Source organism: Streptomyces cinerochromogenes, assembly GCF_014648635.1.
GTDB lineage: Bacteria > Actinomycetota > Actinomycetes > Streptomycetales > Streptomycetaceae > Streptomyces > Streptomyces cinerochromogenes.
Window position 1 is genome coordinate 283,345 of sequence record NZ_BMRM01000013.1, and the last position, 7,976, is coordinate 291,320.

The following is a 7,976-nucleotide window of genomic DNA, read 5'->3' on the forward strand; positions in this document are numbered from 1 at the left end:
GGCCGGGTATCCCCGCCGGGCGGCTTCAAGCCCCGGTGTGCGGTTCAGTCCCCGGTCCGGCGGGGGCGCAGCATCAGGGCCGCGAGCAGCGCGGTACCGGCGAGGCCGGCGGCGGCGATGGCGGTCACGGCGGTGAATCCGCGGTCGTAGGCGTGCCGGCCGGCCTCCCGCAGGGCGTCGGCGGTGCGGGCGGGCAGGTGCGGGGCCAGGTCCTCCATCGCCGCGAAGGACTTCTCGGCGGTGGCCCGGTCCCCGCCGCCGAGTCCGGGGACGGAGGGCAGGCCGGTGCGGTAGGCGGCGGTCAGTACGGTCCCGAGCACGGCGACGCCGAGGCCGGAGCCGAGTTCGAAGGAGGTCTCCTGGATGGCGGCGGCCTCGCCGGACCGCTCCGGCTGGGCCGCGCTCATGATGGAGTCCGCGCCGAGGGTCATCACGATGCCGGCGCCGTATCCCGCGCAGAGCAGCGGTACCAGCAGGGCGCCGTAGCGGCCGGTGTCGCCGGTGAGGGCGATGACGGCCATGGCGGCGGCGAACAGGGCGAGAGCGGCGGTGAGCGACCAGCGGTTGCCCCAGCGGTTCGCGGCCCACGGTGCCGTCACGGCGCCGACGGCGTTGGCGCCGGCCAGCGGCATCAGGGCGAGTCCGGCGTGCAGCGGGGAGTACCCGCCGACCTGCTGGAGCCACTGGGTGAGGAAGAACAACAGGGCGACGTAACTGCCGAAGCAGCCGATCACGCACAGGGTCGCGGTGGTGAACCGGCGTTCGCGGAACAGGGAGAAGTCCAGCAGGGGTTCGGGGATGCGGCGCTGGCGGCGGACGAAGACGTACAGCAGGGCGGTGCCGGCGACGGCGGTGGTGAGGATGACGCCGTCGACGCCCGCGTGTTCGCCGGCCTGCTTGAGGGCGTAGACCACGCCGGCCAGGCCGGTGACGGAGAGCGCGACGCTGGCGACGTCCCAGCGGCGCGGGAGCGGGTTGCGGGACTCGGGGATGACCTTGGCGCCGACGGCCAGGATGACGACGATGACGGGGACGTTGATCAGGAAGACCGCGCCCCAGCCCCAGGTCTCGGTGACGATCCCGCCGACGAGGGGGCCGATGGTCGCGCCGACGCTGTGGGCGGCGGTCCAGATGCCGATGGCGACGGCCCGTTCCCGGTCGTCGGTGAAGACGACCCGGATGATCGCCACCGTGGACGCCATGATCATGGCCGCACCGACGCCGAGCGCGGCACGCGCCGCGATCAGCTGTGCGGTGGTCGTGGAGAAGGCGCACGCCGTGGAGGCGAGGCCGAAGGTGAAGAAGCCGCTGAGCACCATCCGGCGCCGGCCGATCCGGTCGCCGAGCGTGCCGCAGGTCACCAGCAGCGCGGCGAGGGTGAGGGAGTAGACGTCGACGATCCACAGCAACTGGGCCGGGGAGGGCTCCAGTTCGCGGCTCATGCGGGGTACGGCGACATGCAGAACGGTGAGGTCGGTCCCGCACAGCAGCAGACTGCCCGAGACCACGGCCAGGACCAGCCAGCGCCGTGCGTGGACACGGGCCGCCTCGTCCGGCTCCGCCGTCCCGTCGTCCGTACGCGGAACCGCCGGGGCTTCCTTGTGTGACATATCCTCAGTTTCTGGAGGTACTGACTCCGGCTGCAAGTACGGTCTTTTCTGTGGCCTAGTGCCACGCTGTATACCGATGGAGGTCAGCGGTGCGTTCGAAGGTCGAGGATTCACCGGATCAGTGCGCCGTCGAGTTCGCGATGGAGATTCTGGGGGGCCGCTGGAAACTGGCCATCCTCAAGCAGCTGGTGGCCGGTACCCATCGGTTCGGTGAACTGCGGCGCGCGTTGCCCGGCGTCACCCAGCGCATGCTGACCCGCCAGTTGCGCGAGTTGGAGGAGGACGGGCTGGTGTCGCGGACGGTGTACCGGGAGGTGCCGCCGCGGGTGGAGTACGCGCTCACCGACGTGGGCCACAGCCTGGACGCCATCACCGCCGAGCTGGACAAGTGGGGGCACTGGTACCGCGAGCGGGTGCGCGGCGCGGTGCCGTCCGGTTCCCGGCCCGCGGAGTGAGGGCGGGAACCGGACGACTCCCCGACCGGACGGCCTTCCGGCCGTGCCGGTCAGAACTCCGCGAGGTTCTGCCGGAGGGTGTTGCCCGGGGTGTAGGCAGTGCGGGTCAGTCCGCGCCGCTGGAGCGCCGGGACGAGTCCGTCGGTGACCTCGGCGATGTAGCGCCGGTTGAGCCGGAGCAGCGGTGTGGTGATCATGAATCCGTCGCCGCCGACCTCCTCCATCACCTCGCCCATCCGCTCGGCGACCTGGTCCGGGGTGCCGACCAGGTCCACGGAGGACACCAGGCCTCCGGCCCCGTCGATGACGAGTTCGCGCAGGGTCTTGCCGCTCCCCCACTGCTGGAACTTGTCGAGGGTGCCCTGCTCGCCGTTGGTGGTCAGCTTCTCCGGCAGCGGCTCGTCGAGGTCGAACCGGGCGAAGTCGATCTCGGTGAGGGCCGACACCTGGGCCAGGATGTCCTGGATGAACTGCGGCGAGGAGACCATGCGGGCCTGCTTGTCGCGGGCGTCCTGCTCGGTCTCGCCGAGGGTCGGCGTGACGCAGAACAGCACCTTGACGGAGTCCGGATCGCGCCCGTTCTCCGCGGCCCGGCGCCGTACGTCGTCGCGGAACTCCTTCATGCTCTCGGGGCCGCTGGCGATGGCGATGATGGAGTCGGCGTTGCGCGCGGCGAACGCCCGGCCCCGCGGTGAGGCTCCGGCCTGCACGAACGCCGGCCGGTGCTGGGGCGAGGGGACCGTGTTGAGGGGGCCGCGCACGCTGAAGTACTTGCCGCGGAAGTGGATGGGCCGGACCTTGGTGTGGTCGGCGTAGACGCCGTTCTCCCGGTCCAGGACGACCGCGTCCGGGTCCCAGGAGTCGAACAGCTCCTTGACGACGTCCACGTACTCGTCGGCCATCTCGTAGCGGACGTCCCGGGGCGGCAGCTTGTCCAGGCCGAAGTTCTGCGCGGCCAGGTCCTCGGCGCTGGTGACGATGTTCCAGCCGAACCGGCCGCCCAGCATGCTGTCCATGGTGGAGGAGAGGCGGGCGGTCATGAACGGCGGGTAGGCCAGGGTGGACAGCGTGGCCACGACGCCGAGGCGGGTGGTGGCCAGGCCCATGGCCACGGCGAGCGGCACGGGGTCGTGCTTGGGGACGACCATGGCCTGCTTGAGGGCGGCCTCGGAGGAGCCGCCGTAGCTCTCCGGGACCATCAGCTTGTCCTCGACGATCACGTAGTCGAAACAGGCGCGTTCGAGGGCCTGGGCGACCTCGGTGTGGAACCGTCCGTCCCAGGGGGAGCCGCCGGTGCCGAAGGGGCCCTGCCAGTCGTCGGGGGTGAAGTTGAAGATGAAGGCGAGGTGGAACTTCCGGGTCACGGGTGCTTTCCTCCGGGCTGGGCGGAGCGGCTGTTGCCGGTCGGGGGGCGGCGGTCGGGGCGGGTCTGCGCGAAGAGGAGTCCCTCGCCCTCGCGCACCAGCGTGACGGCCTCGTCGAGGACATGGCGCAGGAGCTTCTCGCCCAGCGCGGCACTGGATCCCGACGTCGAGGACAGGATGCCGCGGTTGCTGATCTGGTCGACGTCGACCGGGTGCAGGTACACGCCGGCCCGGGGCGGGCGGTCGTGGTCGGGGCGCTCAGGGGTGACGAGGTCCGGGTGCAGGTGGAGCATCAGGCTGGTCTCGGTGACGCCGGCGTGCTCGGCGTGCCAGCCGGGGAACTCGGCGATCTCGGCGTCGGTCCAGGTCTCCCGCACCAGGCTCCACCAGCTGAACGCGAACACCTCGGTGGTGTCCAGCAGGCCCTGCTGACGCACCTGGTCCAGCGCCTCGAAGAGGAACGGCTCGTTCTCGTAGTGGCCGTTGACCACGACGAGGCGGGCCATGGGCAGCCGGAGCAGGGAGGTGAGCGTCTCCCGCAGGAGGTCGATCAGGGTGCCGCCGGTGAGATGCACGGTGCCGGGGAAGTGGAGGCCGCCGCCGCTCTGCGGGAGCGAGCGGGCGCCGACGGCCTGCGCGGGCAGGGTGAAGGCGTCCAGTTCGCGGGCGATGCCGTCGGCGAAGGCCTCGGCGAGGAGCAGGTCGACGGAGAGCGGCAGGTGGGGGCCGTGCTGCTCCACGGCCCCGATGGGCCACACCACCGTCCGGCCGCGTACGGCGTCGGTGACCTGGGTGCTGGTCAGATCGGTCAGCCGGCGCGGGGCGGTACGGTCGTCCCTCATGCCGTCGCCCCCTGCGGTGCGGGTTCCGGCGACGCCGGGTCCGCCGGTGCCTGGCCCCTCGCGGTCGCGTCCGCCGGTGCCTGGCCCGTCGCCGTCGGGTCCGCCGCGCGGCCCCCGGGGCCCACGAGGTCCCGGGTCTCGGCGAGGATGCGTTGCAGGGTGTCGTACATGTCGGTGTGCAGGGCGGTGTAGACCTGGGCGGCGTTCGCGCCCACGGCGAGGTAGTCGGCCACGTCCCGGCCGCTCCCGACGCCGCCGCTGGCGAGGATCGGCAGGTCGAAGCCGCGCCGGCGCAGCTGCCAGATCGCGGCCAGCACCAGGGGTTTGAGGCCGGCGCCCGAGTAGCCGAAGACACCGCCCAGTTCGAGGGTGCCGGTCTCCGGTGACACGGCGGCTCCGGCGATGGTGTCGCTGAGGGTGACGGCGTCCGCGCCGCCGGCGATGGCCGCGCGGACCCGGTCGTGCAGGCCCTCGCCGATGGCCAGCTTCACGGCGATCGGCAGGCTGGTACGGCCGCGTGTCTCGGCGGTGTAGGCGTAGACCCGGTCGGGGTTGTCGTCGTCCAGGCCGTCCTCCTCGTTGAGGCAGGAGATGCCCAGCTCCAGCGCCCGGCACCCGGTGGCCTCGACATCCGCGGCGAGCGCGGCGAGTTCGGCGGGGGTGTCGGCGTGCACGGAGGCGATGACGGGCAGGCCGTCGTCGGCGAACGAACGCAGCACGCCCAGCCAGTGGTTGACGCTGCGTTTGGAGTACGTGGTGCTGTTCAGCATGCCGACGGGCAGCCGCAGGATGCGCTCGTCCAGCCCGGTCGGCGGGCTGGGGTGGATGGTCTTGGTGACGACGGCACCGGCTCCCTTCTCGATCAGTCTGCGGATGTTGCGTTCCTGGTCGGTCAGCAACCCGGATCCCACGATCACGGGGTTGGCGATCGGCAGGCCCAGTACGGCCAAGTCGGGCACTTCTCACTCCGTCCGGCGGATGGCTGCGGGGCGCTGGTCGGTCAGGCGACGAGGCCGGCGACGATCGCCTCGCGCTGGCGTTCGGTGGCCGCGAGGACGGCGTCGACCAGGAGGGCGGGCTTCTGGGTGAAGTCGTCGTAGTCGATGACCTGGACGGCACCCACCCGGTGCAGGCCCTTCAGCAGGTGGCTCGCGGACTCGGCGAACGGCTGCTTGGTGATCATCACGATGGGGCGGCCGAGCGCCGTGGCCCAGCCCAGCTCGACGTGGGTGCCGTCGGTGCGGCGCAGCGTGCCGTCGTCCAGCAGCGGCAGCACGGGGACGAAGACGTCGCACTTCCTCATCCAGCGGAAGTCGCGCACCGACACCTGCTCCGGGGTGAAGGCCGCGGTCTGCTCCCCGAACTTCTCCACGACGTGCGCCGAGAAGACGGTGGCACCGTGCTCGGTGACGGTGCCGATGGCCGTGGTGATGGCGTCCTGTAACCCCCCGACGAACCCGGTGCTCAGGATGGCGTGCTGGATGGGGCCGCCCACGAACACGTCGAGGCCGCTCAGGACGCCGTCCGCCGGCTCGGGCGCGTCGACGATGATGTTCTCCGCCATGTGCGGTGCTCCTCTTCAGGGAAGGAAGGCCCTGCGGGCAGCAGGGCTGGTCACGGCCGGGCAGCCTGCGGGCGGGCCCGGCCGGGGATACGGGGACAGGGATACGGGTGCACGGGTACGAGTGCACAGGGCACGAGTGCACGGATACGGGTGCACGGGATACGGCGGCACCCGGGAGGATCGGGGCAGCGCGGGGCCCGCGCTGCCCGCCGGCCCTCGGGGGACCCCGCCGACCCTCGGGGGACACAGGGACCGTGGCGTTGCCGAACGGCCCGGATCGGTGGGTGATTCCGTGGGGACGGGGGACGGGGGACGGGGGACGGGGGACGGGGGGCGGGGAGGCGTCAGGGGGTGGCGTCGAGCCGTGCGTACCGGCCGAGGTGGTAGAGCAGCGGCGGCCGGGCCTCCGCCGGGGCGACGAGCCGGCGGACGTCGCCGATGACCACGAGGTGGTCCCCGCCGTCGTGTTCGGCGTGCACCCGGCAGTCGATCCACGCGGCGGCGCCGGCGAGCCGGGGCGAGCCGTCGGGTGAGAGATCCCAGTCCACCCCGTGGAACTTGTCGCCGCCGGACCGCGCGAACCGGTCGCTGAGCGTCCGCTGCTGCTGCGCCAGCACGTTGACGCAGAAGAAGCCGCTGTCGCTGATCGCCGGCCAGCTGGCCGAGGTGCGGCTGACGCACAGCACGACGCGTGGCGGGTCGAGTGACAGGGAGGAGAACGCCTGGCAGGTGAAGCCCATCGGCGTCTCGGCTCCCATGCCGGTGATCACGGTGACGCCGGTACAGAAGTGCCCCAGCACGGAGCGGAACTGACCGGAGGTGACCGGGTTGTCGACTGCTGCGGAGGTGCTCTCGCCTAACAAGCTCTGTCCTCTCGGCCTGATCGGCCTGTACGGGTACAAGAAGCTCACCACGCGTCACGGTTGGTGACGATGCGACAGTCTGACCCAAGTGATCGGTTGCGACAACTGCCCTATTCTTTTTGATAAAGATCCTGCCATCATGAGGTCCCGATGAATGATTCCGACATCCTCGATGCAGTTGACCATCGAATCATCGCTGCTCTCCAGATCAATCCGCGGGCCGGGGTGGCAGAGGTCGGCCGCATTCTGGGCGAGCACGAACGCTCCGTGGCCCGTCGCCTCCAGCGGCTGCTGAATCTGGAGATCGTCCACTTCACAGCGGAGTACGAGCGGCTGCGCAGTGCGCCGGGCCACTCGGCCTGGCTGCGTCTGAAGGCCCGACCCGGTTGTCTGGAAGCCGTTGGTGACACGTTGGCGCGGCGCGTCGATGCGCTTAACGTCGCCGCAGTGAGCGGTGCGCCGGGCCTGCTGTGGTGCGAGCTGGCGATTCCGGACCGGCCGCTCCTGCACGCCCTGGCGGAAGGGGTCCCGGGCCTCCCCGACGCGGAGGTGCTCGACATGTGCCTCACACTGCGCCCCTTCAAGACGGCGGCCGAGTGGCACGCCCCGGTGCTCACCGACGAGGAGGAGAGGCTCTTGCGGGCCAGCCTGGTCCAGCCCCTGCCCGTACCCGCGGACCGCTACGAGCCCACACCCACCGACGAACGGGTGGCCGGCCTGCTGCGGCACAACGCCCGGGTCTCCCTCACCGAGCTGGCCAGGGAACTGGGCTTCTCCACGGCCACGGCCGGCCGGCGGCTCGCCTCGCTGCTGGAACGGCGGGTGCTGCGCCTGCGCACCGCGGTGGACCCCGCCCTGCTGGGCCGGCCGGCCCGCATCCTGCTGCGCCTCAAGGTCCGCCCCGCGGGCCTGGAGAAGGTGGGCACGGCCCTGGCCGCGCACCGGGACGTGCACTGCTGCACGGCCGTCACGGGACCGTACGCCCTCCTGGCGGAGGTCTGCCTCCCGCACGAGAAGGACGTCTACGGCTTCCTCGTCGACGTCCTCGGTCCGGCCGGGGACGTCACCGACCTGGACACCGCGGTCATCACCCGCGCCTACAGCCCCGGCCCCGGCCCGGACACCCCGCTCCGCCAGGCCTCCACCTGACTCACCGCGACCACGGGAGCCCCCTCTTGGCCACGCCGCCCGCCGCTGTCCGCCCCGGTCCGCCCGGACCCACCAAGCACATCTTCGTCACCGGGGGTGTCGCCTCCTCGCTCGGCAAGGGTCTGACCG

9 protein-coding genes are annotated in these 7,976 nt (G+C 71.7%); 2 read left to right on the forward strand and 7 right to left on the reverse strand.

Features of this window, described 5'->3' with window-relative positions:
- Positions 1 to 44: 44 nt before the first annotated feature.
- The gene (locus IEZ20_RS25390; protein ID WP_189302703.1) at positions 45 to 1,610 is read right to left on the reverse strand and encodes an MFS transporter; all 1,566 of its coding nucleotides are present in this window, start codon (positions 1,608 to 1,610) and stop codon (positions 45 to 47) included.
- Positions 1,611 to 1,750: 140 nt separating this feature from the next.
- Between IEZ20_RS25390 and IEZ20_RS25395 the strand changes: the two genes are divergently transcribed.
- Positions 1,751 to 2,065 carry a winged helix-turn-helix transcriptional regulator gene (locus IEZ20_RS25395; protein WP_229896259.1) on the forward strand — a complete coding sequence of 105 codons (315 nt, stop codon included), beginning with the start codon at positions 1,751 to 1,753 and terminating at the stop codon, positions 2,063 to 2,065.
- 50 nt (positions 2,066 to 2,115) lie between these two features.
- Here the strand turns inward: IEZ20_RS25395 and IEZ20_RS25400 are convergent, their stop codons facing one another.
- From IEZ20_RS25400 to IEZ20_RS39875, 6 genes are all read right to left on the reverse strand, one after another.
- The gene (locus tag IEZ20_RS25400; protein ID WP_189302708.1) at positions 2,116 to 3,429 is read right to left on the reverse strand and encodes an NtaA/DmoA family FMN-dependent monooxygenase; all 1,314 of its coding nucleotides are present in this window, start codon (positions 3,427 to 3,429) and stop codon (positions 2,116 to 2,118) included.
- Positions 3,426 to 4,271, reverse strand: a complete 846-nt coding sequence (locus IEZ20_RS25405; protein ID WP_189302710.1) for a creatininase family protein — start codon at positions 4,269 to 4,271, stop codon at positions 3,426 to 3,428. Before IEZ20_RS25405 ends, IEZ20_RS25400 begins: the two co-directional genes overlap by 4 nt.
- Positions 4,268 to 5,230 (reverse strand): beta/alpha barrel domain-containing protein, encoded by a 963-nt coding sequence (locus tag IEZ20_RS25410; RefSeq protein ID WP_189302712.1) that lies wholly within the window; start codon positions 5,228 to 5,230, stop codon positions 4,268 to 4,270. Before IEZ20_RS25410 ends, IEZ20_RS25405 begins: the two co-directional genes overlap by 4 nt.
- A gap of 41 nt (positions 5,231 to 5,271) precedes the next feature.
- Positions 5,272 to 5,835 carry a nucleoside 2-deoxyribosyltransferase gene (locus IEZ20_RS25415; protein WP_189302714.1) on the reverse strand — a complete coding sequence of 188 codons (564 nt, stop codon included), beginning with the start codon at positions 5,833 to 5,835 and terminating at the stop codon, positions 5,272 to 5,274.
- A gap of 344 nt (positions 5,836 to 6,179) precedes the next feature.
- Positions 6,180 to 6,698, reverse strand: coding sequence for a flavin reductase family protein (locus IEZ20_RS25420; RefSeq protein ID WP_229896260.1), 519 nt, complete (start codon positions 6,696 to 6,698; stop codon positions 6,180 to 6,182).
- A 54-nt stretch (positions 6,699 to 6,752) separates the two neighbouring features.
- On the reverse strand, positions 6,753 to 7,010 hold the full coding sequence (locus IEZ20_RS39875) for a hypothetical protein (RefSeq protein WP_229896261.1): 258 nt from the start codon (positions 7,008 to 7,010) through the stop codon (positions 6,753 to 6,755).
- Here IEZ20_RS39875 and IEZ20_RS25425 point away from each other — a divergent pair.
- Positions 6,924 to 7,847 carry an Lrp/AsnC family transcriptional regulator gene (locus IEZ20_RS25425; RefSeq protein WP_373303964.1) on the forward strand — a complete coding sequence of 308 codons (924 nt, stop codon included), beginning with the start codon at positions 6,924 to 6,926 and terminating at the stop codon, positions 7,845 to 7,847. The genes IEZ20_RS39875 and IEZ20_RS25425 overlap by 87 nt on opposite strands.
- The last annotated feature ends 129 nt before the right edge of the window (positions 7,848 to 7,976 follow it).

Excerpts from the sequence above, each read along its gene's own strand:
- IEZ20_RS25390 (WP_189302703.1), bottom strand. The coding sequence starts at position 1,610 with ATGTCACACAAGGAAGCCCCGGCGGTTCCGCGTACGGACGACGGGACG.
- IEZ20_RS25395 (WP_229896259.1), top strand. The coding sequence starts at position 1,751 with ATGGAGATTCTGGGGGGCCGCTGGAAACTGGCCATCCTCAAGCAGCTG.
- IEZ20_RS25405 (WP_189302710.1), bottom strand. The coding sequence starts at position 4,271 with ATGAGGGACGACCGTACCGCCCCGCGCCGGCTGACCGATCTGACCAGC.
- IEZ20_RS25415 (WP_189302714.1), bottom strand. The coding sequence starts at position 5,835 with ATGGCGGAGAACATCATCGTCGACGCGCCCGAGCCGGCGGACGGCGTC.